The following is a 26,284-nucleotide window of genomic DNA, read 5'->3' as shown; positions in this document are numbered from 1 at the left end:
TCCCGCGATCCTCCATTGCCATTGCCCTGCGGGCATGGAAAACCGGTCACAATCCGTGAACCGACTTCAAGCGAGAGTGCCTTGTCCAATACCGCGCCGCATCACGCCTCTTCCGGAACGCCCGCCGCCAAGGCCGATCAGAAAATCGCTCCAGATATGCGAGAAGGCGCGGCTTTCGCCGAGCGCCTGACGGGCGAGATGCAGGCCCTGCAGGACCGGGCCACCCATGAACGCCACGCTCCCGACCCGATCGAGGCCCTGTCGAGCCAGATCGGCGACGAACTGATTGACGGCGCCGTATCGGTCTCGACGCTCGAAAACGCCGTACGTGTGCTCCGCGACGGCAATCTCAAAGGCCGGGCCGCACGGTTGCGCAGCTATGTGGGTCTGAAGGATGATGGCGCGCCCCAGGACAGGTTGGTCGAGGCCGCCCGGAAAACGGTCGAGAGTTGCGACACGCTGGAGGCGCTCGTTTCACGCCTTTCCCGTCCGGGATTTGCCGCCGTCTTCACGGCACATCCGACTTTTGCTTTGGCCGACAACGTCTATCGGCACATTGTCGAAATGGCGACAGACCCCGCCCATCGTCTTCCCGAGCTGAAATCCCATCGTCGGGAGGCGGCGCCTACGCTCGCCCATGAGCAGAATCTCGCCCTCACGGCCATTTTGCGCGGACGCGACGCGCTCGATATCTTCAACGCGGCCATTCTGGAACACGCCGCCAAGCGCTGGCCTGACCAGATCGAGGAACTGAACAGCCTCGATATCAAGACACTGATCCTGGCGACCTGGGTCGGGTTCGATACGGATGGCCGCAGCGACATTCATTGGTGGGACACGCTGCGCATTCGGCTGGCGCTCAAGCGCACACAGCTGGAGCGCCTGCGTACCCAGCTCGAATCCCTGCTGCCCCATTGCTCGCAACTCGTCGCGCGTATCGATGTCGCCCTGGGAGCCGTCAAGGAGCAGGAAGCCGCCTGCCCCGATCAGCACAGCCATGATGCCAGCGCCATCGCCGCCTTCGCGCAGGCTCTCGTGAGCCGTCGCGAGGCTGCTCTGATCTCGGCCGAGACACTGGCCCCACTTTTTGACGAGGCGCTCGCCCGGATCGACGCGAACCAGCGCGCAGCCCTTCTAACCGCGCGCTCGGGCTTCATGGCTCACGGGCTGGGGGCGGCGCATATCCATACACGCCTGAATGCTACCCAGATCTATAACGTGGTGCGCCATCGTCTGGGTATAGAAGACGATCCCACCATTCCGTCGCGTCGTCGCCTTGTGCTGTCGCAGATCAATGAAGCGCTCGAATCTCTGAAGGCACCGATCCCGGTCGATTTTGGCGCGGTCATGATGGAGCAATCCTCCGCCGGCCGTCTGATGATGACGATGGCGCAGATCCTCAAGCACATCGACATGGCTACCCCTATCCGCTTCCTGATTGCCGAGACCGAGAGCGGTTACACGCTTCTGGCCACGCTCTGGCTGGCCCGTATGCTCGGCATCCGAGACGAGCAAATTCAGATCTCTCCGCTTTTCGAGACGCAGAGCGCACTCGAGCATGGCGAGATCATCCTGGAGGAAGCGTTCCGTTCTCCTCACTGGCGTCAATACATCCGCAATAACGGACGTTTGTGCCTGCAATTCGGGTATTCGGATTCGGGCCGCTATATCGGCCAGCTCGCTGCAACCAATCTGGTCGAGCGCCTGCGTCTGCGCACGCTCGCACTCATGCAGAAGCATGACATGAAGGATATCGAACTCGTTCTGTTCGACACCCATGGCGAGAGCATTGGGCGCGGGGCTCATCCATTCAGTCTTTCCGATCGATTGAGCTATTTCTCGCCCGACCATACGCGCGGTCTTTTTGCGAAGGCCGGTATCAGTTTGCGTGAGGAAGCCGCTTTCCAGGGCGGCGATGGCTATACCCTGTTCGGCACGGCACCGCTTGCCGCCTCCACCATCGCGACCCTGGCGGAACATCTGGTGCGCCCGCTCTCGGCCACGCGCGACCCGATTTATGACGAGCCTGATTTTTCTGCGGATTTCTTCTCGACCATCGCGCTTGATATGAGCAGTCTGGTGGAAGATCCCGGCTATGCCGGGCTTCTGGGCGCCTTCGGACCTGCTCTGATCGATAAATCGGGCTCGCGCCCCTCAGCCCGCCAGGGTGACGGGATCAGCGTCACGCGCATCACGCATCCGAGCCAGCTTCGCGCCATTCCGAATAACGCCATTCTGGAACAGCTCGGCTGGTGGACCAATGTGCTGCAGGGTTTTGGCACTGCAGCATCGCGCCATCCGGAGACGTTCGAGAAACTTGCCCGTAGCAGCCGTCGCTTTGGTCTTGCGCTTGATTTTGCCCGTCAGGCGGCCGCCCATTCCGATATCGGGGCGCTGCGCGGCATCGTACGTCTGCTGGACCCGGGTACCTGGCTGGATCGCGCGGCCTCGGCCCGCAATGAGGAACAGCGCAGCCAGCATCTGGTGCTGGCCCATGGTCTCGAAGGACTTGAGTTCTGGCGCAGCCTACCCGCGATGTTCCGCCGCATTCAGGCCGATAACATTGCGCTTGAATCAGTCTGGAGCCATACGCTCAAGATGAGCGCGCAGGAGCGGACACTCCATGCGATACGCCACGCCGTGATTGGACAGATCTGGCTTCTGGCCACGCGTATCCCCTATTTCAGCCCGCGCAATGACATCAATCGGGAGACCCTGCTGCGCCTTGTCTTGCAGCTCGAAATCCCGGCGGTGCTCAAGCGCCTCTCGGAGATCTTCCCGCAATCCGCCGGTATCGTGACCGATCTGGATTTCCATGAGCCAAGCGGCCCGCGTGACGATCACGGCTTCAATCGCGAGCATGAAGAAATCTTCGCTCCCATGGCGCGTCTCTTCGCGGTACTGCGCGAAATCAGCGTCGCCGTCATGCATGCCAATGGATCATTCGGCTGAGACGCCAAGTTGGGAGGGCAGCGCCATGAGAGAACGCGTCTTCGGCATAGGATCATGCCATCCCAAGCGCATTCTCGGGCTGGCGATGACAATGGCCCTGGTTCTCCCGCTCCCGGCGAGCGCCGCCGAGCTGCCACCTCTGCGGCCACTCGCCCTGAACGAGGGTGAAACACGTTTCGCGCTTGGCGGAAAACTGGACCCGAGAGCGATCAGGGAGATCGCGCCCGACGGCGTTCTGCATGTGCTGCAGAGCTGGCGCGAGAATGGGAATGCTTGGGGATATCACGACCTCACGGTGACCGTGCGCGATACCGAAGGTCGCTTTTCTCAGGTAGGCAGCGACCCCCTGCCAGAAAACGCAAAGGACGGGCTGCGCGATCATTTGCAGGATGCCCCCCATACAGGCGAAGACGCCATTCTTTCCCTTGCCTTTGCGACTTCAGCGGACCCGGCGCGCCCCGGGTTTTATCTGGTGGAGTGCCAGAGGATGATCGATGGCCCGGTGCCAGATCCGGCTCCCGTCCGGCTTATCTACTTCAGACTCGTTGCCTCGGATGGCACACCGGGCTGGACACCTCTTTACTTCCAGTTTCAACGCGTCGTTCAACTGGAGGGCCGTTTTGACTCGGCAGACGAGGCCATCAAAAAGGCATTCCCGCCAGGGCGATAGAGAGGGTGCGCACGCGCCTGGCGATATGGACCCGGACTCAGCGAGATGTTAATCACGCAAGCGTGAGGTCTGGCTCTCTTCCGGGGAGCAAGGCCGGTTTTCTCCGTGGAGATTTGACATGCATCTGATCTGGACCCTGATCGTCGGCTTCTTTGTCGGGCTGATCGCCAAGTTCCTGATGCCCGGGCGCGATCCGGGCGGCTTCATCATCACGATCTTCCTCGGTATTGCCGGAGCGCTTCTGGCCAGCTGGATCGGGCAGAAGCTTCATTTTTATCATCCCGGACAACCTGCCGGCTTCGTGGCCTCGGTATTCGGCGCCATGATCCTGCTGCTCGTCTATCGCCTCTTCGCCTCAAACAACCAGCAAGGATAAAAGAAAGCCCCCGGCATCGCTGCCGGGGGGTGAAGGCGGCTGAACCACGGTCCAGGGGATTATTCCCCCGTGCGAAGGGATTATTCCCCCGTCCAGCCCTTGTAGCTGTCCACATTGTCCCGCGTGATCAGCGTCGGGGGCATCAGTCTCACCGTGCCTTTGGCGACCTTGCCGTCCTTGATGGCCTGTCCCATTGCGATACCATCTTTCCCCATCTGATAGGGATCCTGGCTGGCCGAAGCAACGACCGATGAGCGTGGGTCCTTCAGTGAAGAGACGATATCAGGCGCACCGTCGACGGAGGTGACGACAATTCCCTGACGATGGGCCTGACGGATGGCAAGATCGCCGCCAATGGCCTCGGGATCGTTGATTGCGAAGACTCCCTTCAGATTGGGGAAGCGCACCAGGAAGCCCTGCATGACCTTGAAGCCAAGGTCGCGTTCAGCCCCGCCATTCTGATCGTCGCTGACAATCTTGATATCGGGATATTTGGCGAGAACTTCCTTGCAGCCCTTCACACGGTCGATGATCGACGAGACCTGCGGACCGTTTTCGATCGCCACCTCGCCTTTACCATCCAGCTTCTTCGCAAGGTATTCGCATGAGATGCGTCCCGCCGCGACGTTATCGGTCTGCACCGTTCCATCCACACCGGCCGAGGCGACGTCCACTGCGATGACGGTAGCGCCAGCTTTCTGAACGCGCTTGACCGCGGGCATCACAGCCTGGGGGTCCACCCCATTCAGCAGGATCAGGTTCACACCGGAAGTGACGAAGCTGTCCATCTGCGAGAATTGCTTGTTGAGATCGTAATCCGCAGAAAGCGCATTGATACTGGCACTCGGGGCCACGCTCTTGAGCTGCGTGGTAGCGCCTTTCACCAGCGCGACGAAATACGGGTTTCCGAGCGATCCGACTGAGACGCCCACATTGCTGATGCCATCGGCCCGAGCCGCCGGGGCAGCGAGAACAGTGGAAAGGGCGAGCGCGCCGAGGAAGAATTTTGTGCGAGTGATCATCTTGAGACATCCGAAACGGAAGAAAGACAAACTGGGTGAGCGTTTGTGCCGGGGCGAAGGGACAATGGCCCCGGGGGTGAGCCCCTGAGAGGCCCACCCTGGGAGGCCCGGGCAGACCCCGGGGGAGCGCAGTGTCAGGTGCGCGCCGTCGGAGCCCGGAAGCGGTCGAGTGCCACGGCCACGATGATGACCAGACCCTTGACGATAAACTGCCAGATATCCGACACCCCGATGAGGATGAGGCCATTGGTGAGCACGGCGATCAGGAGCGCCCCGACGAGCGTGCCCCAGATCGAGCCGATCCCCCCGACAAAGGACGTACCGCCCAGAATGACCGCGGCGATGGCATCGAGCTCATAGGACTGACCAAGCTGCAGGCCATTTGCCGCGTAGAGGCGGGCCGAGGACATGACAGCGCCAAGCCCTGCGAGCAGACCTGAAGCCGCGTAAACGAACATCAGGACAAGTCCGACGCGAATACCAGCCAGGCGCGCAGCGGAGGGGTTGCCGCCGATGGCGTAGATATGCACGCCCAGAACTGTACGCCGCAGAATAAACCAGCTCGCCACGACTACAGCAAAAGCAATGACTGCGAGCCAGGGAATGGTGAAGGTCGAGGTGATCGCAATGCCATCATTACCGATCCAGGCGAAGGAAAGATCGGGATTGAAGATCGTGCGGTCATTGCCCATCAGCCGGGCGAGCCCTCGTACGGCGGTCAACGTACCCAGCGTCACGATGAAGGGAGGAATCTTGACCCCCGCAATCAGTGCGCCGTTGAATACGCCGATCAGCAGACCTGCGCCGAGACAAGCCGGCACAGCCAGCCAGGCCAGATGGGGCAATAGCGAGACAATCAGGCCGCACATGGCTGCGAAAGCCAGAATGGAGCCGACCGACAGATCGATACCGCCCGTCAGGATGACGAAGGTCATGCCCGAGGCCAGCACGGTATTGATGGAGGCCTGCTGGGCAATGATCGAGAGATTTTGGCCCGACAGGAACCGATGCCCGCCGAGAAAATGAAAGCCCAGCGCCAGAAGGATCAGAACGGGCAGCATGCCAGCTGCCTGCATGATGCTGCGTGTGGTTGCGCGCGCGTTCAGCTGGGCGGCAGGTGAGGCCGCCACCGCCGGGTTGAGAGTATTGCTCATTGACGTGATATCCTAGGCGGCGATTGGCGAAGGGGAGGCAAGCCCGACAGCAAGAGACATGATGGCCTCCTGCGTGATCGCACTGCCTTCAAGTTCACCCGTAAGATGACCCTCGCGCATGACGAGAACGCGGTCACTCACGCCAATGATCTCGGCCATTTCGCTTGAAATGACGATGATCCCCAGCCCCTGCGCCGCCAGATCATTGATGATGCGATAGATTTCGGTCTTTGCCCCGATATCGACGCCACGCGTCGGCTCATCGAGGATCAGCACCTTGGGCCCTGTTTCGAGCAGACGGCCCAGCAGGACCTTCTGCTGGTTTCCGCCGGAGAGTCCACCAACATTGGTGAGCATGTTCTGCGCCTTGATGCGCAGGGCAGAGAACGAGCCCGTTGCACGGGTGCGCCCCTTCGTCTGGTCAAGCACGCCCATTCGGGAGTCACGCTCGACCACACCCAGATTGATGTTGCCGCTGCAGGACATGTCGAGAAAGAGACCGAGCGACTTACGGTCTTCAGTCAGATAGGCAATGCCTGCTGCGAGCGCGTCGCGCGGCGAGCGGATCTCGATTTTTTTCCCATCGAGTAAAACACTGCCGCCCGTTTTGGGGTCTGCCCCGAAGATAAGCCGGGCGAGTTCCGTACGCCCTGCCCCGACCAGACCGGCAATTCCCAGCACCTCGCCCGGACGAAGCGCGAAGCTTGTCGGCTGGACGCGTCGGCCATCCGTCAGGCCCTCGACCTGCATAATCGGGGCCGCATCGCGGCGGACGTGATTACCGTCCTTTTCATAGAAGCTCGACAGATCACGCCCGACCATCATGCTGACGATCCGCGCCGAGGAAAGCTCATGTTTCTCGAGCGTCCCGACATGGGCGCCGTCGCGCAGTACCGACACGCGATCGGCCAGTTCGTCGATCTCATCCATGCGGTGGCTGATATAGATGAGCGCCAGACCCTTCGCGCGAAGCTGGCGGATCAGAGCGAAGAGCCGGTCGGTTTCACGGGCCGAAAGCGCTGTGGTGGGCTCATCAAGCACCAGAATGCGTGCATCGCGGTGCAGGGCACGGGCGATCTCGACGAGTTGCTGCTCCGCGACCGACATGGTTGACAGGCGATCTTCCGGGCCAAAAGGCGCACCGAGTTCCTTCAAGAGGTCCCGGCAGGCCTCGTTCATGGCGGCACGATCAATCATGCCGTTGCGACGCAGCTCCGAGCCTAGATGGATGTTTTCGGCTACCGTCAGGTTCGGCGCGAGGGCCAGTTCCTGATAAATGATCCCGATACCCAGCGCCCGTGCAGAGGCCGGGTTGGTGATTTTCTGGACCTCACCGGCAATGCGGATTTCACCGCCAGGATCGGCTGTATAGGCGCCCGAGAGGATCTTCATCAGGGTGGACTTGCCCGCCCCGTTCTCACCCATCAGCGCCAGAATTTCACCGCCATAGGCGATGAGGGAAACATCCTTGAGAACACGCACCCCGGAGAATGTTTTGGAAATACCCTCGACATGCAGGAGCGGCGTTCCGTCCTGCGTGTCACACGACGTGTGTTGGGCCAGAGTCATGGGACCAGTCTCCCGATTTGCGCCTGAAGCAGCGGGGAAAACTTGCTTGGTCCCCTTCTGCCGAAATCGAGAGAAGCAGATATTTTGTTAAATTTATATAATGTTTTTGCAATCTTTAATTAAGTAACGGAGATGTGATAGTTAATTCGCGTCCATGTTGATCGCATCCCATCAAAGCCGCGCAATGCGCGTCCGTACCCTCTCCCTCGCCGAGCCCCGGAGCGAATCGAACCATCAATCGGCTGAGTTCCTACCCCCGGAATCGAGCGCTTTAGCAAGGAAACCTTCAACGTTATCGAAACCCTCGGCCGCGATCATCGGAGACAGCATTCCGTCTATGGCAAGCATAGCCAGGCCATGGACCCTTCCCCATAGCCCAGCCATACGCGCCGCTCCGCCTTCAATCCCCCCTGTCGCCGGGTCTAAGCCCTGCGCGAGGCCACGCAGGGCCTCGAAGGCGGCCTGCGAGGCCGATTGCAGGACCTCACTGCTCTCCAGAAGCAGGGTACGCCGGAACATGAGCTGGAAGAGGTTCGGATTGGCGATGGCGAAACGAATATAAGCCATACCAGCCTCATGCGCGGTTGAGGCCTTACCCAGTGCGAGCGCCAACTCCCGATATCCCTGTGCGGCGAGGGCCGCCCGAAGCCCGGCCAGACCGCCATAATGCGGCACCGCAGCCGTTGCCGAGACACCCGCCCTGCGGGTGACGGCGCGCAGGCTCAGCGCCTCCAACCCGCCGGTCGCGAGCAGAGCACGCCCTGCCTCAAGAAGCGCATTGGCGAGGTCGCCATGATGATAGGAGGAAGATGGGTCGTTCATGGTGCCTCACAAAGTTCCCGTCGATCTTTACAATAAAAAGTTTGACGCCACCATGATCTGAGCGGCAATCTTTACGGTGGAAAGATACCAAAGCCGATTGAGGTACCCCTATGAGTTTCTCGTCCCGTCTCTCTCGCCTGCCACTCCGGGCAATCGTGCAGGAATTTGGTGGCCTCGCGCTTGTATGGGTTGGAGAGATGGCGGGGCTTGAGGCCTACGCCTTGCCTGCCAGTCTTGCGTTTGTGGGGGTGAGCGCTCTTCATCGCTATCGTCGAGGCGCGGGGTTCCCTCCGCCTTGGGTTGCACTCAACGGTGGCGCGATCGGCTTCGGGCTTGCGAGTATCCTGCTCCGAGACAGGATGAGCCCTGATTACTTCGCCGCGTTCTGTGCCGCCCTGATGGCGGGTTTATTCCTCTGGGGGAGCTTCTGGCGCATCTCCCTGATCGAACATCTGGCGCGGCAACGCGGAGGGGACGCGATGCAAGACCGTGCCGAAGCACCGGGTATCGACCGCTTTTTCAGATTCTACACGCGCATATGGGGAGCGTTTTTCGCGGTGCGTGCCCTCGTCTTCATCGACATGGCGCGCATGCCTGCCCATCACGGTCCCGAGGCCTTTGTTCTTCGGCTCAGCCTTGTCTTCATGATTGCAGCGAGCTTCTTCGGGCCTTCTCTCTATCGGCTCCATCGCGCCTGTCAGAGCACGAGATGACGCCTTATCCTTGAGAGGGGCGCCGCACCTCTCCTGCCCCGTACGCTTCGAAGCGCCAACAGAAAACGAAAAAAGCCGCCCCGAGGGGCGGCTTTTCCATGTTCTGAGACCGAGCCCGAAGGATCAGGCGCTCTTCGCCATGATTTCGTCGGCCACGTTGCGCGGCACCGGATCATAGTGATGGAACTGCATCGTGAACGACGCGCGGCCCTTGGTGGCCGAACGCAGATGCGAGATGTAGCCGAACATTTCCTTCAGCGGCACCTGAGCGCGGATCATGACGGTCGAACCGGCCGTCTCCTGGCTCTGGATGATGCCACGACGACGGTTGAGGTCGCCCACCACGTCACCGACATGGTCGTTCGGGGTCGTGATTTCCACATCCATGATCGGCTCGAGGATGACCGGGCCAGCATTCTTCATGCCTTCGCGGAAGCAGGCCTTGGCGGCGATTTCGAAGGCGAGAGCCGACGAGTCAACGTCATGGTACTTGCCGTCGAGCAGCGTGAACTTGAAGTCCACCGTCGGGAAGCCAGCCAGCACGCCCGTCGAGGACTGCATGCGGATGCCCTTTTCGACAGCCGGGATGTATTCCTTCGGAACCGTACCGCCAACGACCTTGTTCTCGAAGCTGATGCCTTCGTTACGCTCGACAGGCACGAACTCGATCTTGACTTCAGCGTACTGACCCGAACCACCGGACTGCTTCTTGTGGGTGTAGGTCTCGGTGTGGGCACGCGAGATCGTCTCACGATAGGCCACCTGAGGCGCACCGACATTGGCTTCAACGCCGTATTCACGACGCAGACGGTCCACGATGATGTCCAGATGCAGCTCGCCCATGCCGGACAGGATGGTCTGACCCGTTTCCTGATCGGTCTTGAGCTGCAGCGAGGGATCTTCCGCGGCCAGCTTCTGCAGGGCCAGCGTCATCTTCTCGACGCCGTCCTTGGTCTTCGGCTCGACCGAGATGTCGATCACCGGAACCGGGAACTGCATGCGCTCCAGAACAACCGGATCAGCAGCGTCGGCCAGGGTGTCACCCGTCTGGGTGTCCTTCAGACCCACGAATGCGGCGATATCGCCAGCCCCGACCTGCTTGACTTCCTCACGCTTGTCAGCGTGCATCTGGAACATGCGGCCAACGCGTTCCTTGTGACCCTTGGTCGTGTTCAGCACGGTGTCGCCCGACTTCAGGACGCCGCGATAGACGCGCACGAAGGTCAGGGTGCCGTACTTGTCGGAGATGATCTTGAACGCGAGACCGGCGAACTTGCCATCGGGATCGACCGGCACGATCGGCAGGAAGTTCTCGTCAACCTCTTCGCCTTCCGGCGGCGCGATACGGATGCCTTCGACTTCGTCAGGAGCCGGCAGGTAATCGATAACGGCATCGAGGAGCGGCTGAACGCCCTTGTTCTTGAAGGCCGTGCCGCACAGGACGGGACGGAACACGCCGGAGATGGCGCCCTTCTTGATGCACTTCTTGAGCGTTGCGACATCGACATCGCCCTTCTCGAAGTATTCTTCGATAGCGGCTTCATCGACACTCAGCGCGGTGTCCAGAAGGTTCTGGCGAGCTTCAGCTGCCTTTTCCTTCAGGTCATCGGGAATCTCGGCGTAGTGGAACTTCGCGCCCAGCTCGCCGCCTTCCCAGATGATGGCGCGCATTTCGACCAGATCGACCACGCCAACGAAGTTTTCTTCAATGCCGATCGGCAGCTGAAGCGGAATAGCGACGATGTCGAGCTTTTCCTTCAGCGTGTCGAACGCGCGATAGAAATCGGCGCCGGTACGATCGAGCTTGTTGATGAAGATGACGCGCGGCACGTTGTAACGGTCAGCCAGACGCCAGTTGGTTTCCGACTGCGGCTGAACACCGGCAACGCCTTCGATGATGAAGATGGCGCCGTCGAGCACGCGCAGCGAGCGGTTCACTTCGATGTTGAAGTCGATGTGGCCCGGAGTGTCGATGATGTTGATGCGGTGGTTTTCCCACTCGCAGGTCACGGCTGCCGAGGTGATCGTGATGCCACGCTCACGTTCCTGCGCCATGTAGTCGGTGGTCGTGTTGCCGTCATGCACTTCACCGATGCGATGCGACACGCCGGTGTAGTACAGAATACGCTCGGTCGTCGTGGTCTTGCCGGCATCAATATGCGCGGTGATACCGATATTGCGGATCTTCGAGAGAGCCGATTTGGCTTCTGCGACGCTGCTTTCGGACACGGGATACCTCCAGAATGCGATGAAAGGTGCTTCAGGCCGCCCCGAAACACCTTTGCCGTGGCCGTCACAGATCGACGCGCTATGCCAGAATATTCCCGGCGGTATGCCCTTCGGGAAGCTTGGGGAAGACGTCGAAGCCGGATCGACCAAGTCGGGCCTTGTGATCGAGTGGCTGAATGAAACAACCCGACCACGTTTTCAAGGCCAATTGTGTTGCTGCCTGCCTTTTCCGCCGGGGCGTCAGGCTGGCGCCGTCAGACTCAAGCGGTCTGAGCGGCCTTGCTTTCCTGAGCGCGCAGGATGCGACGCTTGATGACCTGAGCTTCAACCGGGAGCTTGCGGTTCGGCGTGCTGATCAGGAACGAGTCCAGGCCGCCATTATGCTCGACCGTACGGATACCCTGGGTGGAGAGACGCAGACGAACGCCCGTGCCCAGAATGTCGGACAGAAGGGTGATTTCCTGCAGGTTGGGCAGGAAACGACGACGGGTCTTGTTGTTGGCGTGGCTGACGTTGTTGCCCGTCAGCACACCCTTGCCCGTGATTTGGCAGCGGCGTGACATGGACTTGATCCTCGGTAGTAATATGATCGCCGAGACCACTCCCGGCATACGACGATGCGTTAAGGCGCGGCTTATGACGGAGCCCCCCGCTCCCGTCAAGCCGAAAGCGTCGCAAACTGTCATTCGCCGTCTGAAAAGGCGTCCGCACAGAGCAGTTCACCCGTGCGGATGCTGTCGATTGCGGTTTGCAGCATCCGCACCATCGTTTCGGCATCGGTGGTCCGGGCGAGCACGCCCAGCGAACCGCCGAGCAATGCCGAGGCGATCAGTTCGGTCGGCAGATTCTGCTCCACAAGATAGCCGATTGCCTTGTCGATCACGGCGCCGCACTGACGCAGTTCTTCGGGGATCTCGACGGCATCAGGGTCGTCAGAGAGCTCATGAGCCGCCTGACCCCGGATTTCCGCCTCGATATTCTGGTCGGGATGGAAGTCCTGGGCGAGGTCTTCGGCCGGCTTGGTCATGAGAGTTCTCCTCTTGAATTGGGAATGCGCGCGGCAGGCGATCTGGTGACCAGCCGGACGCGCATCATCGAGCAACAGTTAGGGAAGCACCGGCGAGAAAACTAGGTCGCTGCGGTGGATTGATGGGTCACCATCTCGAAATAAGGTCCATGTTGCGCCATCAGCACCTCATGGGTGCCCTGCTCGATGATACGCCCGGACTCGATCACCAGAATCCGTGTCGCGTGCCGTATGGTCGATAATCTGTGGGCTATGGCGATCGTGGTCTGGCGGGAAGTCACCTGACGCAAGGCCTCCATGAGCCGCAGCTCGGTGCCGGTATCCAGCGCGCTCGTCGCCTCGTCCAGCAGAAGCAGCCGTGGCTTGCGCAGAATGATGCGCGCCAGAGCGATACGCTGACGCTCCCCACCCGAAAGCTTGAGGCCACGCTCGCCAACCAGCGTTTCATACCCTTCCTCAAGGCCGTCGATGAAATCATGAATCTGGGCCAGCCGCGCGGCCTCTTCAATCTCCTCCTGAGTAGCCTCCAGATGACCATAGGCGATGTTGTAGCCGATCGTATCATTGAAGAGCTGCGTGTCCTGCGGGACCACGCCGATCATGCGATGCAGATCGACAGGAGCGAGGGTCGTCAGGTCCTGCCCATCCAGCAGGATAGAGCCTGAACGCGGCGCATAAGCCCCAAGGATGAGCCGGGCTATGGTTGATTTTCCTGCCCCGGTCGGGCCGACAAGCGCAATCGTCTCGCCCGGCCCGGCATCGAAGGAAAGGGTGTGCAGGATTTCGCGCCCGTCATAATCGAAACTGACATCGCGAAACGAGAGCGAGGCAGGCTCGATCCCTGCCGGAGCGCTGCCAGTATCCCTGCCCTCCCCGCCCCGGGGCGGCTCGTCCATCAGCTCGGTCAGGTGCTCCAGATCGACGCAGGCATTGCGCCACCCCGCATAGACGAGGTTGAGCGAGATGATGGCCTGATAAAGCGTACGCAAATAGGTCCCGATCAGCACGAAGGCCGCAACATCCAGTCTTCCGGCCGCCAGATCGCGCGCCGCCATGAGGAACAGGGCAAGCGTTGCCAGCGCGATCATGGCGTTCTGACTGACCGAGGACAGACCGGCGACAAAGGTCATGCGCAGACTGGCCTTTTCCTGCGCGCGCCGCGCGCGCTCATAGCGCGCATATTCATGGGGCTCATTGGCGAAATGGCGCACGGATTCGAAATTGAGCAGGGAATCGAGCAGGAAGTGCTGCGCGCGGCCATTGGCCTCATTGCGTTGTCGCCGCGCTCTGACCCGTTGGCGCACGAACCATTGCGCGAGGGCGATATAGCTGACGAGCGCTACAGCAATGACTGCCGCATATCGTGGACCAAGGAAATGGAACACGACGGCAATGGTCAAACCCGTATCCAGCACGGCTGGCAGCACATTGAAGAGCGCCAGACGCAACAACGTGTCTGCGGCCTCAGAGCCGCGCTCGATGGCGCGTGTGAGGGCGCCTGTCTGCCTGTCACGATGAAAGCGATAGGGCAGATCGAGCAGGTGCCTGAAGGCCTCCTGTGCCGTCAGCGCCTGGAGCCGCTGTCCAACCGGCTGATACACCAGTTCCTGCAACGCTGAGAAAACGCTCCGGAAGAAAATCAGCCCGGCATAGGACAGGATCAGCATAACAGGCACGACCACCCGCAGATCCGGCACCGAAAAATGCGCGACCAGTCGGCTGAACATGTAGGGTGTGGCCAGAATGCAGAGCCGCTCCCCCAAAAGCAGCAACAGCGTCAGGCCCATGCCGATGCGGAAAAAGCGGATGTCATGAGACAGGACCAGACGCCAGGCCCGGACAAGGCTGGTGACAGCGAGAGGCAAACGCCAGGAGAAGGACATGAGTCCAAATTGTGGTGTGCGTCAGCGTTTTGCAATCGCCTCCTGTTACGCGATATCGTTGCCCCTCAGAGTAGAGAGTACCGCCCTCCATGCACGACAATCGCCTTGCCCTGTTTCTGGCCCATATCAGGCAGTGCAAGACTGCCATTCTCCCCGGGGACAGACGCCTTTTTCGGGCGGGGGAAACGCCATTTGGTCTGGTCGATCCCCGCGCCTTCGCGGCCCTGACGGAGCTTGGTCTGGCTCAGGGGGAGGAGTTCCGCATCGAGGACGGCACACAGCTTGTCGGGCTGGGCGTTACCCTCGCCGAGCGCGGGCTCTATCGGCCTCATGACGAGCTCTTCGACGTGTTCGACAATCAGGGGAAGGTGATCGGCCAGATCGATCGTGGCGCCCTGCCCCTGCTGGGCTGCACCGCCGCCGGTGTGCATCTGAACGGGCTGGTGCAGAAAGATGGCCAATGCCTCATCTGGATGGGCCATCGCGCTGCGAACAAGCGCCTCGACCCGGGCAAACTCGACCATCTGGCGGCAGGGGGCATCTGCACAGGCCTCACCCCTATGGAAGCGCTTATCAAGGAGTCGGGGGAGGAAGCCGCTATTCCGCCCGAGCTCGCGGCACAGGCCCAACCCGTCGCGACCCTGCGCTATGCCATGGCACGGCCCGAAGGCCTGCGTCAGGACACGCTCTACTGCTACGATCTGCTCCTGCCAACCGAGTTCGTCCCGCAGCCGGTGGATGGAGAAGTGGCCTTTTTCGAGCTCATGGCGCTCGAACAGGTCTTTGCTCTGGTACGCGACACGAACGACATCAAATTCAACGTCAATCTCGTGCTGATCGACCTCTTCCTGCGCCATGGGCTTTTCACGCCCGATGAAAGCACGATCCTGCGTGCGGCGCTCGATGACCAGTGAGACCTCTGTCCTTGCTCCGGATTCTTCCGCCCAGCCACGCGCTGATTCTCGGAGTCACGCTGCTTGGGATTTCGGGATGTGCGACCGCACCGGCTCCCGCGCCGCAGGAAAGGATACTCTGCAAGGCGATTGCGGGTGCCCCCTCGGAATCCATCACCCTTGCTTTCGGCCTCTCGCTTCCTGGAGGAGGCGAGATCACGGAGGCCGACTGGGAGGATTTCCTCGCGCGCGAGGTGACGCCTGACTTCCCTGCCGGCCTTTCGGTTACGGAAGTGCGTGGACAATGGCAGGATACGCCCGCGTCACCGATCATCCACGAACGCTCGCGACTGGTATGGATCATCGCGCCTTCTGGTCCCGGTCTGGGCACGAAGCTGAGGGCCATACGCAACGCCTATAAAAAACGGTTCAACCAGAGTTCCGTCGCCGCGTTCATCCACTCTGGCTGCGCCTCCTTTTAGGCGTATCCTGCACCCTAGAGTGGACTGGCATGTTGACGCGCGACCGTAACTTGCCAGAAATGAGAATCGCCCTCCTGATGTGATTCAGGATTTACAGGAAAACAGGCAGCGTCTCCGGAACCGCGAAGCGTCATTTCACGACGGTCGGAGCGGGCGATGCTGGCCCCGAGGAACATGATGACCAACCCGAACGCCATGCCACCAGCCGGCCTGACCCGACCATCTGCCGAGTGTCAGGACCAGCCGGGGGAAGACGATCTTACAGAGGCGACCGGCTCACCCGTCGGGCGAGGACAAAGACGCTCCAGAGGTCTTCTCGGCTTCTTCTTCATTGCGCTCGCCCTGTTCACACTCAAGAACTTCCTGCCAGCCCTGCTTTGGGGCTGCGTCTTCGCCATTGCCTCCTGGCCGCTTTATCAACGTACCGAAAAGCGCTTCGGGCGGACGGAATGGCTTCCCATGCTGTTCACCGCGGCCATCGCGCTCATCTTTCTCGTGCCGCTTAGCCTAGTAGGATACAAGGCTGCCGAGGAGGCGCAGAGCGCGCTGCACTGGATCGACGAAGTGCGCCATACTGGCATACCGATGCCGGAATGGCTCAACGATCTGCCCTTCGAGCGGGCCCAGGTGGCACGCTGGTGGCAGAACAATCTCGTCAACCCGGAACACCTCAATCGTCTGTTCCACTCTTTCGATGCCGGTCATGGCATGGCCGTCACCAGGCAGGTCACCACGCAGGTTGCAAGACGTGCGACGCTCTTCCTGTTTTCTATCCTGACGCTGTTCTTCCTGCTCCGTGATGGTGCGGATATCATCCACCGTGTTCTGGTGGTGTCGAACCGGACCTTTGGCAAGCGCGGAGAGAAGCTGGCACGGCAGATGATCTCTTCGGTGCATGGTACGGTGGCGGGTCTTGTGCTGGTCGGGCTGGGAGAAGGCTTCGTGATGGGCATCGCCTATGTGCTGACCGACACGCCTCAGCCGCTGCTCTTTGCCCTGCTCACAGGCGTGGCGGCCATGATCCCGTTTCTGGGCCTGCCTACGGTCATACTGGCTGCCCTTCTGATCATCGTTCAGGGCAAGATGATCGCGGGCATCGTTATCATCGTGCTCGGGGCGATCGTGATTTTTGTGGCGGACCACTTCATTCGCCCTGCTCTGATTGGCGGAAGCACGCAAATGCCGTTCCTCTGGGTCCTTCTGGGCATTCTCGGGGGTGTGGAAACCTGGGGCTTGCTCGGCCTGTTTCTTGGCCCGGCCATCATGGCGGCCGTCCATCTGCTGTGGCGTATCTGGAGCTCGGATACGGAAAGCCAGCTTCGCGAGGAAGCACAATAGGCCTGCTCTCCAGAGGGCTTCTGATCGCTGAATCATGGGAAGGGCCGGCTCGACCGGCCTTTTTCATGCCCGTTGTCCGGGCGCATCGGTGCACAGACACTGGCACTTCCGCACCGGGCGAGATGCGCGATGCTGCACAGATCGACAGGCAAGTGCGTCTACACGCGGCGAAACCGCTTAGTCTTTGAATTTTGGAGATAAGAACCGCAGGACGAACGATATCGGGCAGGCGGGATTCGAACCCACGACCCCCAGTCCCCCAGACTGATGCGCTACCAGGCTGCGCTACTGCCCGTCAGTCCTGCGGTACAGGCCGTTTAGCAGGGGGGCGCTTATCCTGCAAGCGCCCCAGGCCAGTTTTTTGCACGATCAGCGTTTTCAGGCGCTTGGCAGCATTTCGCGCAGATTATCGAGCTCACCCAGCACATCCTCGAGGGCGAGACGCAGAGCCCGACGCTCGTGGCGCCACCGTTCTTCCTTGGCACGCAACTCTGCCAATTCATCCTGGAGAATGGCGTTCAGCTCTGCCGCGCTACCGCCCTGCGGGGGAGCGGAGACGGCTGCTTCCCCTCGAGCTTCCGCCTCGGCGTTAGCGAGCGGTGAAGTGATAGAGACTTGTGTGAACTCGGCAGGCAGGGCGTTCGTCTCTTCACCTGCATCGACAGCTCCTTCATTCTGAAACGCCCGATGACCTTCTCCAGGCTCTGCGATAGACGCCTCATCAGCATCAGCTGCCGTGGGGCCGGAATCCAGATCCACGCTCTGCTCTTCCACAGCGGGGTGGAATGCTGGAATCTCGAAAGGCGCTCGCGGGGTCTCTGACGCGGCGCTTCCTCCATCAACTCCGGTGGCTTGCCGGAGTTCGGGCTCTGCTGGCGCAGAAGCAACCACTGGAAGCGGCCCCACGGCTCCGTGCTCTTTCAGAACACGCTGCACGCCCTTGATCGTGTAGCCCTGCACGTAAAGCAGGTCCGTGATCTGTCGAAGCGTGTCGATATCCTCGGGACTATAATAGCGCCGTCCGCCACCGCGTTTGAGCGGCTTGACCTCGGGAAAGCGCGTCTCCCAGAAACGCAACACGTGCTGCGGAACATGAAGCTCGTCGGCAACTTCACTGATGGTGCGGTAGGCGTTGGGGCCCTTCACCAGCCGATCAAGATCGCTGCGCTCTTCAGCCCCCCGGAGCAGATCTGGTGCGGAGTGGGTGGTCGTCATGAATCATCGCCTTCACTGGCAAGACCTTCAATCGACTCGCCATTCACCTCGGCCCTGAGAATCTGGCTAGGCCGGAACACCAGCACCGAGCGCGGCAGAATCGGCACCTCGATACCGGTCTTGGGATTGCGGCCGACCCTGCGGCCTTTCTGGCGGACGGAAAAAGTCCCGAATCCGCTCAGCTTGACCGTCTCGCCTTTTTCGAGCCGCGCAGCGATCAGTTCGAGAACCGTCTCGAGCAGATCGGCGGATTCGTGCCGGGACAGCCCTACTTCACTATAGATGTGCTCTGCTATTTGCGCGCGGGTCACCGTGGTCATGACAGCACCGTATCATGACAGTAATGAAAATCAATCAAATCACTGTTCTGACATGACCCGTCGACGGGTTCTACAGACGCAGCAGCGCCGAGCCCCAGGTCAGACCCCCGCCAAGCGCCTCAAGCAGCACCAGGTCTCCCGGCTTGATGCGCCCGTCGCGTACCGCTTCGTCAAGCGCAAGCGGTATGGACGCCGCAGACGTATTGGCGTGACGATCAACCGTCACGACCACGCGATCGAGTGGCAGGGCAAGCTTCTTGGCCATGCCCTCGATGATACGCAGATTGGCCTGGTGTGGAACGAGCCAGTCAATATCCTGTCCCTGAAGCCCGTTCGCAGCCAGAGCCTCGTCCACCACTGAAGAGAGCTTGGCAACCGCGTGGCGGAAGACCTCCCGCCCCTGCATATGCAGCACAGGCTTTGCCGTAGCGGGTCCATCCACGTACAGGATGTCGCCATGGCTTCCATCACTGTGCAGATGGGTGGAAAGAATTCCAAGCCCCTCTTCCTCGGTAGCTTCCAGTACAACCGCACCCGCACCGTCGCCGAACAGGACGCAGGTCGTGCGATCCTCCCAGTCGACAATGCGCGAATAGACTTCCGTGCCGATCACCAGCGCCTTCTTGACCTGACCGCTGCGAATGAATGTCTCGGCGGTAGCCAGGGCGTAGACGAAGCCGGAACAGGCCGCCGTCAGATCAAAGGCGAACCCGGCCGCCATGCCCAGCTCCGCCTGTACGCGGACAGCCGTTGCGGGAAAGCACTGGTCGGGCGTCGCGGTCGCCACGATGACGGCACCAATTTCCTGCGCATCGATTCCGGCATAGGCCAGTGCAGCACGAGCAGAGTTGACCGCCATGCTGACGGCCGTCTCGTCCTCGCCGGCGATGTGACGCTGCGCAATGCCTGTACGCGTCCTGATCCATTCATCTGAAGTCTCGATACGCTCGGCCAGATCGGCGTTCGTGACAACCTGCTTCGGCAGATAGCTGCCAAATCCGGTCAGGCGCGCGCGCAGGGACATGTCGTTTCCTCTTGTACTGATGCCGGGAAGGCAGACCCTGCCGATACCAGCCTAACCGTTATCGCGCCAGTAGCGCCCAAGGCAGTCCCCGGAAAAGACAGACCATGCGTCAGGCCGCCGGGGAGAAGGCAAGGCAGGTTGGAGGCGGGTATGGCCAAGGACCTGTAAGCCCGCATCGGGCCAACAGAACCGATCAGGCCGCCGTCGTGGAAGAAGCGAGCTCTCTCTCGGCCTCGGCGGCCATGAGAGCCTCGACCTGACGCAGGCGATCGCGGATCTTCTCATTGATCGAATGGGTTACGGCATCCATCGCCACATCGATGGCGGCGGCAAAACCTTCGGCATCCGCGCCACCATGAGACTTCACGACAATTCCGTTAAGACCGACGAACACAGCCCCGTTGTATCGGCGCGGGTCGATCCATTCTTTCATGCGCTCCAGTCCGGGACGCACGAGAAGATACCCGATACGGGTCAGCAGGTTGGTCTTGAAGACGCGCTGCAACAGCATCGAAACCAGCTTGAGTGCGCCCTCACCCGTCTTGAGCGCTATATTGCCCGAAAATCCGTCGGTCACGACGACGTCGGTCGTTCCCGCTGTGATGTCATGGCCCTCTACGAAGCCATGAAATTGAGCGGAAAGCGGCGAATCGCGCAGGATATCGGCCGCGGCACGAAGGCGCTCGTCACCCTTCAACTCCTCGGCGCCGACATTCAGCAAACCGATACTGGGCGCAGGGAGACCGAGCACCGCCTTGGCGAAAGCCTCACCCATGACAGCAAACTCGACCAGATTGCGCGTATCGCAGGCAATATTGGCCCCCAAATCGAGCATCACAACGTCGCCACGGGCCGATGGATTAACCGCCGCCATGGCAGGACGCGTGATTCCGGGGAGCGTCTTGAGCACGATCTTGGCAAGAGCGAGCATGGCACCGCTGTTGCCAGCTGACACGACGCCGCCCGCCTCGCCCGAGGCGACGGCATCAATCGCCATGCGCAGTGAGGAATCCCGCATGCGCAGGGCTGCCGTCGGCTTCATTTCCATGGAAATGGAGGAGGGCGCGTGGCGGATTTCGCAGATGCGCTGTGCCTTGGTGTAGCGGGCCAGCTGCGGACGCAGCACGGCTTCATCACCGACCAGCAGAATCTTAGCTGTAGGATGTCGATCGGCTGCCCGATCCAAACCGGCCAGAACGATCTCGGGGGCATGATCCCCGCCCATCGCATCAATAGCCAAACTGTAAGGCGCAGCCTGGCTGGCCGGCACATTCAGGTCAGTCATGCTCCGCCCCGCGTCTCATTTCAAACAAGATGCGCTGGCTCTTTCACCGAGCCAGCCCCATCGAGCCTCAAACGCGAACGGTCGTCTTCAGCGTCTTGCCGGAAGCCACGACTTCACGACCGTCATAATGACCGCAATGCGCGCAAACATGATGCGGGCGCTTCAGCTCACCGCAGTTGCTGCACTCGGCGTGAGCCTGAACGGTCAGGGCGTGGTGGCTGCGACGCATGCCCATGCGGGACGGCGTGGTCTTTCTCTTGGGGACGGCCATGGCAGGAGCCTCTTTCTTCTTAGATCGTCCCTGCAACCGGTCGCCATTCGACCGCAGCGGGAAACGATACTGTTCACTATGATCAGGCGGGCGGCTCTAGCAGACCCGAGGCCGGGTCGCAAGCATCCTGTGCGTTTCTAGCTCAGATCCGTCTTTTTTTTGGGGAGAGACAGACCGGCCAGGGCACCGAACGGGTTGGGTCGGCCACCTGCTTCATCTGCGGTTTCCTCTGCCGCCTCACGGGGGGCTTCGTCAACCGCATTTTCAAGGGCGGCTCCCGGCTTGCGCGGATAGGCGGGTAACATCAGGGCAAGCTGCTCGCTGGCGATCTCTCCCAGGTCGAGTGCATTCCCCTCATAGGGAATCTCGTCAATCGCCTCGAGATCCGAAGCCGTTTCCTCTGAAAAACGACGTGCAGGAACCATCCGTACCGCAAAGGACTCATTCAGGGCGTCTTCGAATTGTTCCCCTGTGATCACGCATTCCAGCACCACATGGGCGGTCAGCACGCCTTCGAGTACAAAATTATCGGACGCTTCAGGAATGATGCGGAAACGACAGTCGAGCGCACGAACCGCCGGAATGTCCAGACGCTTTGCCAGCTTCCTGCACTCGTCCTCCTTGGCCTTGATCGTCTCGCTCAGCCCCTCATGGCCGATACGGTTGATAACCAGACGACGCGAGAATTCCGGCTGGGATGGAGGAACACTTTCGAAATCCTGTCTGTCGCTCATGGCTGCCTTCCTGACACTATCTGCGGCGGGAACATGCTTGCGCATCGGAAAAACCGGCGAGCAAGCTCCCTTTTCCGAATTGCCTTACCGTTGGTGTAAGCAATATAGAAGAGTCTGATCGTCTTGCGACGCTGATGAAACATCGTTTCCATCGCAGCACGACCATCTTACGAATCTGTTTCGATCACTGCAGGACGACATAGCCCGCCATGAAGAGCGCCTCCAAGAAGACCGCCCCGCGGCAGCAATCGCATGCGGGTTTTGCGCGCGCCCTGCTCTGCATCGCGCCGCTCGCTCTGGCCGGCTGTTCCGTTTTCAGCCCGATTCCCCAGAATCGCGGTTCGCTGATCGAGAAAGACGATTATTCCCAACTCGTGCCCGGAACCAGCACGCGCAATGACGTGACCGATCTGCTGGGCTCGCCCACGGCCCATGCCACGTTCGATGACAATACCTGGATCTACATCTCGATGGTGACCGTGCCGCAGCCACTCGGCTTCCCGCGGGTCACGAAGCAGAATGTCCTGGTGCTCGCCTTCGATAATGGCGGCGTTCTGCGTCGTATGGACACGCTGCATCGCAAGAATGGCTACAATGTCGGTATGGTCGGTGAAACCACCCCCACACCGGGCACCAAGATCAATGTCCTGCAGCAGCTGCTGGGCAATGTCGGTCGCTACAACCCGATGAGCAACATGGGCAGCACCTTTGGCGGCACGCAGGGGCCGCTGGGCGCCGGTGTGGGCACGGGTCATGGCGGTACGGGTAACTCGGTTCCCTGATATCTCCAGGGGCCAGGAAACGGTCCCATGGCCATGTTTTTTGGCGCAACCCTTTTCGGACGGGCCCGGTCTCAGGATCGAGCCCGTTTCCGTTCCAGGCACACCAACTGCCGCTCAAGGGATCTTCACCAAAGGTTACGTCCCAGCGCTTCGTCGAGGCGGAGGGAGATCTTTAGCGTTCGCTGAGTGAAAGAGACGGTAACGTCACGCTTTGGACGGGACTTCGATGGGTACGTAGTGCCGCTGTGCCCCGCTCTGCGTTTCAGCGCGGCAGCTTGAGCATCACGCGCAAGCCGCCCAGTGGACTGTTACGCAAAACCACGCTGCCACCATGCGCGGCCATGATGTCACGGGCGATGGTCAGGCCTAGCCCGCTTCCCCCTTCAGGGCCGGAAGTGCTGCTGAAAGCGCGAAATACATCCTTGCGCCGTGACTGGGCGATGCCGGGACCATCATCGTCAATGGTTATCTCGATCATGCGGCCGGTCTGACGCAGAGAAAATGTCATACGGCCTCCATGCCGGCGCGCATTCTCTGCCAGATTGATCAGGACGCGCCGCATGGCATCAGGACGGACCGGCACGATCAGACTCTGCTCGGCGTGAATGGCCAGCACCTCCCCTCCGGCTCGGGTCGTTGCCGCCGCCACATCGCGCAGTATGGCCAGCAAATCGGTGGGAACGGGATCTTCCTCGCCCTCCCCCCGTGCGAAGGAGAGATAGCTGCCGATCAGTCGTTCCATCTCAGCAATATCCGCCACCATGTCCTCGATATCAGGGCGCAGTTCCTGGGCTTCGATCGCTCCCTCCACAGGCATCATGGCCAGTGTCAGGCGCAGGCGGGTCAGTGGCGTGCGCAGGTCATGCGATACGCCCGCCAGAACGGCCGTACGCTGCGTCACGAAGCGGTTCACGCGCGCCTGCATGCGATTGAAGGCCAGGGCCGCCTTGCGGATCTCGAGTGCACCCTGAGGCTGGATCGGACCGTCATCACGTCCAAGCCCGAAATTTTCGGCCGCCTTGGCGAGACGACGCACCGCGCGCACCTGCCGCCCGACAAACAACCCGGCGACGATGAAAAGGAGAATGGCACTCCCAACCTCCCAGGCGACAAACAGCCAGATCGGCCCCACATCGAGGCGCTTGCGCGGCACGATCACATCCAGCACCCCGTCGCCCAACGGAATTTCCAGTCTCACGCTCTGACGTGTGGCGTTCCAGTCGATCTGACAGGGTGCATTGAAGATACGCTGCACCGCGCTCATCAGATCCTCGTCCATAGGACCGAGAACGAAAGGCATGCGGCGCGGCACGAATTTCTGTCCGGGATGGAAGGTGATGTCGAGTTGCATACGCCATCGCGCCTGCGCGATGATCCAGTCCTGTGACGTGGGCTGATGCTCGATCGAGTCCTTGATCAGGGCGAGATCGGCCACCACACTATCGGCGAGACGGCGCGAAACGACATTGAGATAATTCCCATAAAACAGCTGAAGCGCCACGATCTGCGTAATCAGGAGGGGCATGAGCACGATCAGCAGCGATCGCCCCTGAAAGGAGCGCGGGAGCAGCCTGCGTATCAGACGCTCCATCGTCCGTGCGGCCTGCATGACGGAATTCAGCTCCCGGGCTTCAGCACATAGCCCTTGCCACGCACGGTCTGCAGAAAGCGGGGCTCTTTCTGATCGGGCTCGATCCTCCGGCGCAGACGGGTCACCTGCACATCGACGGCCCGCTCACCGATCTCATCCATGCCAAGCGCCTCGGCAATGGCCTCACGTGATAAAATTTCGCCAGGGGACCGTGTCAGCACGCCCAGAAGCGCCGCCTCGCCGCTTGTCAGGTGCACGATCCCCTCCGGTCCCGTCAGGAGACCACGGCCCGTATCGAATTCCAGCTTCCCGAGCCTGAGGATCCGCGGGGCCCCGGTGGGGCGAGGCACATGACGCCGCAGATGGCTCTGAAGCCTGAGCAGCAATTCGCGTGGTTCGAAGGGCTTGCCCAGATAATCATCCGCGCCCGATTCCAGCCCGATGATCCGATCCGCCGGTTCGCCACGGGCTGTGAGCAGGATGATGGGCCAGACTTGCCCCTTTTCGCGCAGCCAGCGCGTCAGGCTCAACCCATCCTCGCCCGGCATGGTGATGTCGGCCACCATCGCGTCGGGCTGGGTCACGGACAGGATCTTGCGCGCGGATTCGGCGTCCATCGCCGTGGTGATCCGGAAACCGTGCTCGGACAGGAAGCGCTGCAAAAGGCGCAACAAGCGCGCATCATCATCCACCACAAGCACATGCGGTTGAGTCATGGCGTCTCTCCCTCCCCCTGCAATGTTGCCAGCACACGTCTGAACCCTTCAACGGCCTGACCGCCCGCAGCCCTGTAGGCCGACGTCATGCGATCGCGCAACGCGGCGAAAATCTCTTCTTCGATCGCCGCGCCCTGAGGCGTGAGGTGCAGATGCTTGAGCCTCTTGTCACGCTCATCGGGGCGCTGCTCCAGCAGGCCGCGCGCCATGAGGTCCTGCAGAACCCGGTTCAGGCTCTGCTTGGTGATGTTGAGACGCCTCAGCAGCGCGCTCATGGTCAGTCCTTGATGGGTCGAGACCAGAAACATCACACGGTGATGGGCCGATCCCAGTTGCTGGTCGCGCTGAAACGGGTCGCAGAGCGCACTCAGTTCGCGCCACGCCAGCAGCATGGCCTCATAGGTCAGGCGTATCTGTTCTTCACGAAGATAGAGATGCGCCTGACCCGGCGCATCGCGCTGTACACGCAGGCCCGACATGCTCACCCCTCGCTGTCGCGCGGAATGGCGAATTCCTCAGCGTAGCCGAAGCTCGCGAAATCGGTCATGCGCATGGTGTAGAGAATACCTTCGAGATGGTCGTATTCATGCTGCAGGACATTGGCATGAAAGCCCCGCGCCTCGCCGCTGATCACCGTGCCGTCCAGGTCGAGCCCCTTGTAAGCCACGGCGGCATGACGTGTCACCACACCGCGCAGGAGCGGCAACGAGAGGCAGCCCTCCGTACATTCCATGACTGCATCGTCCAGAGGCGTGATTTCAGGATTGATCAGCACACGCGGCGGAATCGGCGCCTCGCCCGCCATACAGCGCGGCTCTGGCACGTGGTAAACGAACAAACGCAAGGATTTGTGAACCTGAGGCGCAGCCAACCCGGCCCCCCGCGAATCAAGCATCGTTTCGATCATATCGGAGACGAGCTGCCTTATGGTCAAAGAATGAACGTCTTCAACCGGTTGCGCCTTCTGGAGCAGTACCGGATGCCCCATACGCGCGATCTTCAGCAACGCCATTACCTGATCCAGTCCTTACCCTTGGGGAAAAGTTCCCGTGCTGGCCTGCATCGTGACATGAATAAATTTCGGGCGATACTGCTCAAACCGTTTGTGTCCCCTCGAAAACCTGTGCTAAGGCGGCGACCTCTCTGGAACGCTCTGCCATCGGTATCGCGTTCCTGGCATCGCATTTACAAACAGACCATGATTTCCATGGTCGGA

The 26,284-nt window shown here is 60.8% G+C and carries 26 protein-coding genes and 1 tRNA gene; 8 read left to right on the top strand and 19 right to left on the bottom strand.

Translation table 11 applies throughout. The features are described from left to right. Positions 1 to 156: 156 nt before the first annotated feature. The 3 genes from WFJ47_RS10975 to WFJ47_RS10965 all read left to right on the top strand — a co-directional run bounded on the left by WFJ47_RS10975 (position 157) and on the right by WFJ47_RS10965 (position 3,998). The gene (locus WFJ47_RS10975) at positions 157 to 2,952 is read left to right on the top strand and encodes a phosphoenolpyruvate carboxylase (RefSeq protein ID WP_336763116.1); all 2,796 of its coding nucleotides are present in this window, start codon (positions 157 to 159) and stop codon (positions 2,950 to 2,952) included. Between the two features lie 25 nt (positions 2,953 to 2,977). Beyond that, entirely contained in the window at positions 2,978 to 3,622 is a 645-nt protein-coding gene (locus tag WFJ47_RS10970; protein ID WP_336762977.1) for a hypothetical protein, read from the top strand. 118 nt (positions 3,623 to 3,740) lie between these two features. After that, a complete protein-coding gene (locus WFJ47_RS10965) occupies positions 3,741 to 3,998 on the top strand; it encodes a GlsB/YeaQ/YmgE family stress response membrane protein (RefSeq protein WP_127102594.1) in 258 nt (85 codons plus the stop codon). Positions 3,999 to 4,078: 80 nt separating this feature from the next. On the opposite strand, the gene WFJ47_RS10960 is transcribed toward WFJ47_RS10965, so the two are convergent. The 4 genes from WFJ47_RS10960 to WFJ47_RS10945 all read right to left on the bottom strand — a co-directional run bounded on the left by WFJ47_RS10960 (position 4,079) and on the right by WFJ47_RS10945 (position 8,565). Then, positions 4,079 to 5,020: an ABC transporter substrate-binding protein gene (locus tag WFJ47_RS10960; protein ID WP_336762974.1), complete on the bottom strand. Its 942-nt coding sequence runs from the start codon at positions 5,018 to 5,020 to the stop codon at positions 4,079 to 4,081. A gap of 134 nt (positions 5,021 to 5,154) precedes the next feature. Then, positions 5,155 to 6,174 (bottom strand): ABC transporter permease subunit, encoded by a 1,020-nt coding sequence (locus WFJ47_RS10955; protein ID WP_127102596.1) that lies wholly within the window; start codon positions 6,172 to 6,174, stop codon positions 5,155 to 5,157. Between the two features lie 12 nt (positions 6,175 to 6,186). Beyond that, positions 6,187 to 7,743 carry a sugar ABC transporter ATP-binding protein gene (locus tag WFJ47_RS10950; RefSeq protein ID WP_336762971.1) on the bottom strand — a complete coding sequence of 519 codons (1,557 nt, stop codon included), beginning with the start codon at positions 7,741 to 7,743 and terminating at the stop codon, positions 6,187 to 6,189. A gap of 234 nt (positions 7,744 to 7,977) precedes the next feature. Next, positions 7,978 to 8,565, bottom strand: a complete 588-nt coding sequence (locus WFJ47_RS10945) for a TetR-like C-terminal domain-containing protein (RefSeq protein ID WP_336762970.1) — start codon at positions 8,563 to 8,565, stop codon at positions 7,978 to 7,980. Between the two features lie 110 nt (positions 8,566 to 8,675). On the opposite strand from WFJ47_RS10945, the gene WFJ47_RS10940 reads away from it, so the two are divergent. Further along, complete coding sequence (locus WFJ47_RS10940) at positions 8,676 to 9,278, top strand: hypothetical protein (protein WP_336762968.1); 603 nt, start codon at positions 8,676 to 8,678, stop codon at positions 9,276 to 9,278. A gap of 123 nt (positions 9,279 to 9,401) precedes the next feature. On the opposite strand, the gene fusA is transcribed toward WFJ47_RS10940, so the two are convergent. The 4 genes from fusA to WFJ47_RS10920 all read right to left on the bottom strand — a co-directional run bounded on the left by fusA (position 9,402) and on the right by WFJ47_RS10920 (position 14,417). After that, the gene (gene fusA, locus WFJ47_RS10935; protein ID WP_023977515.1) at positions 9,402 to 11,507 is read right to left on the bottom strand and encodes an elongation factor G; all 2,106 of its coding nucleotides are present in this window, start codon (positions 11,505 to 11,507) and stop codon (positions 9,402 to 9,404) included. 260 nt (positions 11,508 to 11,767) lie between these two features. Next, positions 11,768 to 12,070, bottom strand: a complete 303-nt coding sequence (gene rpmB, locus WFJ47_RS10930; RefSeq protein ID WP_023977516.1) for a 50S ribosomal protein L28 — start codon at positions 12,068 to 12,070, stop codon at positions 11,768 to 11,770. Positions 12,071 to 12,189: 119 nt separating this feature from the next. Beyond that, complete coding sequence (locus WFJ47_RS10925; RefSeq protein ID WP_336762966.1) at positions 12,190 to 12,534, bottom strand: hypothetical protein; 345 nt, start codon at positions 12,532 to 12,534, stop codon at positions 12,190 to 12,192. Between the two features lie 101 nt (positions 12,535 to 12,635). Next, on the bottom strand, positions 12,636 to 14,417 hold the full coding sequence (locus WFJ47_RS10920; protein WP_336762965.1) for an ATP-binding cassette domain-containing protein: 1,782 nt from the start codon (positions 14,415 to 14,417) through the stop codon (positions 12,636 to 12,638). Positions 14,418 to 14,506: 89 nt separating this feature from the next. On the opposite strand from WFJ47_RS10920, the gene WFJ47_RS10915 reads away from it, so the two are divergent. From WFJ47_RS10915 to WFJ47_RS10905, 3 genes are all read left to right on the top strand, one after another. Continuing rightward, entirely contained in the window at positions 14,507 to 15,331 is an 825-nt protein-coding gene (locus WFJ47_RS10915; RefSeq protein ID WP_336762964.1) for an NUDIX domain-containing protein, read from the top strand. Between the two features lie 11 nt (positions 15,332 to 15,342). Further along, a complete protein-coding gene (locus tag WFJ47_RS10910) occupies positions 15,343 to 15,792 on the top strand; it encodes a DUF3574 domain-containing protein (RefSeq protein WP_336762963.1) in 450 nt (149 codons plus the stop codon). A 156-nt stretch (positions 15,793 to 15,948) separates the two neighbouring features. Continuing rightward, positions 15,949 to 17,130 (top strand): AI-2E family transporter, encoded by a 1,182-nt coding sequence (locus tag WFJ47_RS10905; RefSeq protein ID WP_233582158.1) that lies wholly within the window; start codon positions 15,949 to 15,951, stop codon positions 17,128 to 17,130. A gap of 221 nt (positions 17,131 to 17,351) precedes the next feature. On the opposite strand, the gene WFJ47_RS10900 is transcribed toward WFJ47_RS10905, so the two are convergent. The 7 genes from WFJ47_RS10900 to WFJ47_RS10870 all read right to left on the bottom strand — a co-directional run bounded on the left by WFJ47_RS10900 (position 17,352) and on the right by WFJ47_RS10870 (position 21,979). Then, a tRNA-Pro gene (locus WFJ47_RS10900) sits at positions 17,352 to 17,425 on the bottom strand. 83 nt (positions 17,426 to 17,508) lie between these two features. Continuing rightward, complete coding sequence (locus WFJ47_RS10895) at positions 17,509 to 18,345, bottom strand: MerR family transcriptional regulator (protein WP_336762962.1); 837 nt, start codon at positions 18,343 to 18,345, stop codon at positions 17,509 to 17,511. Then, positions 18,342 to 18,665, bottom strand: coding sequence for an integration host factor subunit alpha (locus tag WFJ47_RS10890; protein WP_127103013.1), 324 nt, complete (start codon positions 18,663 to 18,665; stop codon positions 18,342 to 18,344). The genes WFJ47_RS10895 and WFJ47_RS10890 overlap by 4 nt, the downstream gene beginning before the upstream one ends. A gap of 70 nt (positions 18,666 to 18,735) precedes the next feature. Continuing rightward, positions 18,736 to 19,689 carry a beta-ketoacyl-ACP synthase III gene (locus WFJ47_RS10885; RefSeq protein ID WP_336762959.1) on the bottom strand — a complete coding sequence of 318 codons (954 nt, stop codon included), beginning with the start codon at positions 19,687 to 19,689 and terminating at the stop codon, positions 18,736 to 18,738. 193 nt (positions 19,690 to 19,882) lie between these two features. Next, on the bottom strand, positions 19,883 to 20,974 hold the full coding sequence (gene plsX, locus WFJ47_RS10880) for a phosphate acyltransferase PlsX (protein ID WP_127103015.1): 1,092 nt from the start codon (positions 20,972 to 20,974) through the stop codon (positions 19,883 to 19,885). A 67-nt stretch (positions 20,975 to 21,041) separates the two neighbouring features. Continuing rightward, positions 21,042 to 21,245, bottom strand: coding sequence for a 50S ribosomal protein L32 (gene rpmF / locus WFJ47_RS10875; protein WP_023977526.1), 204 nt, complete (start codon positions 21,243 to 21,245; stop codon positions 21,042 to 21,044). A 137-nt stretch (positions 21,246 to 21,382) separates the two neighbouring features. Continuing rightward, positions 21,383 to 21,979: a DUF177 domain-containing protein gene (locus WFJ47_RS10870; RefSeq protein WP_127103016.1), complete on the bottom strand. Its 597-nt coding sequence runs from the start codon at positions 21,977 to 21,979 to the stop codon at positions 21,383 to 21,385. A 209-nt stretch (positions 21,980 to 22,188) separates the two neighbouring features. Here WFJ47_RS10870 and WFJ47_RS10865 point away from each other — a divergent pair, with 209 nt between their 5' ends. After that, positions 22,189 to 22,761 (top strand): outer membrane protein assembly factor BamE, encoded by a 573-nt coding sequence (locus WFJ47_RS10865; protein ID WP_127103017.1) that lies wholly within the window; start codon positions 22,189 to 22,191, stop codon positions 22,759 to 22,761. A gap of 262 nt (positions 22,762 to 23,023) precedes the next feature. Here the strand turns inward: WFJ47_RS10865 and WFJ47_RS10860 are convergent, their stop codons facing one another. Genes WFJ47_RS10860 through def form a run of 4 tightly spaced genes read right to left on the bottom strand, consistent with a single transcriptional unit; the run spans position 23,024 to position 26,080 of the window. Then, positions 23,024 to 24,370, bottom strand: coding sequence for an ATP-binding protein (locus WFJ47_RS10860; protein ID WP_336762953.1), 1,347 nt, complete (start codon positions 24,368 to 24,370; stop codon positions 23,024 to 23,026). Positions 24,371 to 24,378: 8 nt separating this feature from the next. Continuing rightward, entirely contained in the window at positions 24,379 to 25,068 is a 690-nt protein-coding gene (locus WFJ47_RS10855) for a response regulator (RefSeq protein ID WP_336762951.1), read from the bottom strand. After that, positions 25,065 to 25,547 (bottom strand): MarR family transcriptional regulator, encoded by a 483-nt coding sequence (locus WFJ47_RS10850; protein ID WP_336762949.1) that lies wholly within the window; start codon positions 25,545 to 25,547, stop codon positions 25,065 to 25,067. The genes WFJ47_RS10855 and WFJ47_RS10850 overlap by 4 nt, the downstream gene beginning before the upstream one ends. A gap of 2 nt (positions 25,548 to 25,549) precedes the next feature. Further along, a complete protein-coding gene (def, locus tag WFJ47_RS10845; RefSeq protein WP_336762947.1) occupies positions 25,550 to 26,080 on the bottom strand; it encodes a peptide deformylase in 531 nt (176 codons plus the stop codon). Between the last annotated feature and the right edge of the window lie 204 nt (positions 26,081 to 26,284).

This window comes from Asaia sp. VD9, from assembly GCF_037150015.1.
GTDB lineage: Bacteria > Pseudomonadota > Alphaproteobacteria > Acetobacterales > Acetobacteraceae > Asaia.
The sequence above is the reverse complement of the archived record's forward strand: the minus strand, read 5'-3'. Positions and strand labels throughout refer to the sequence as shown.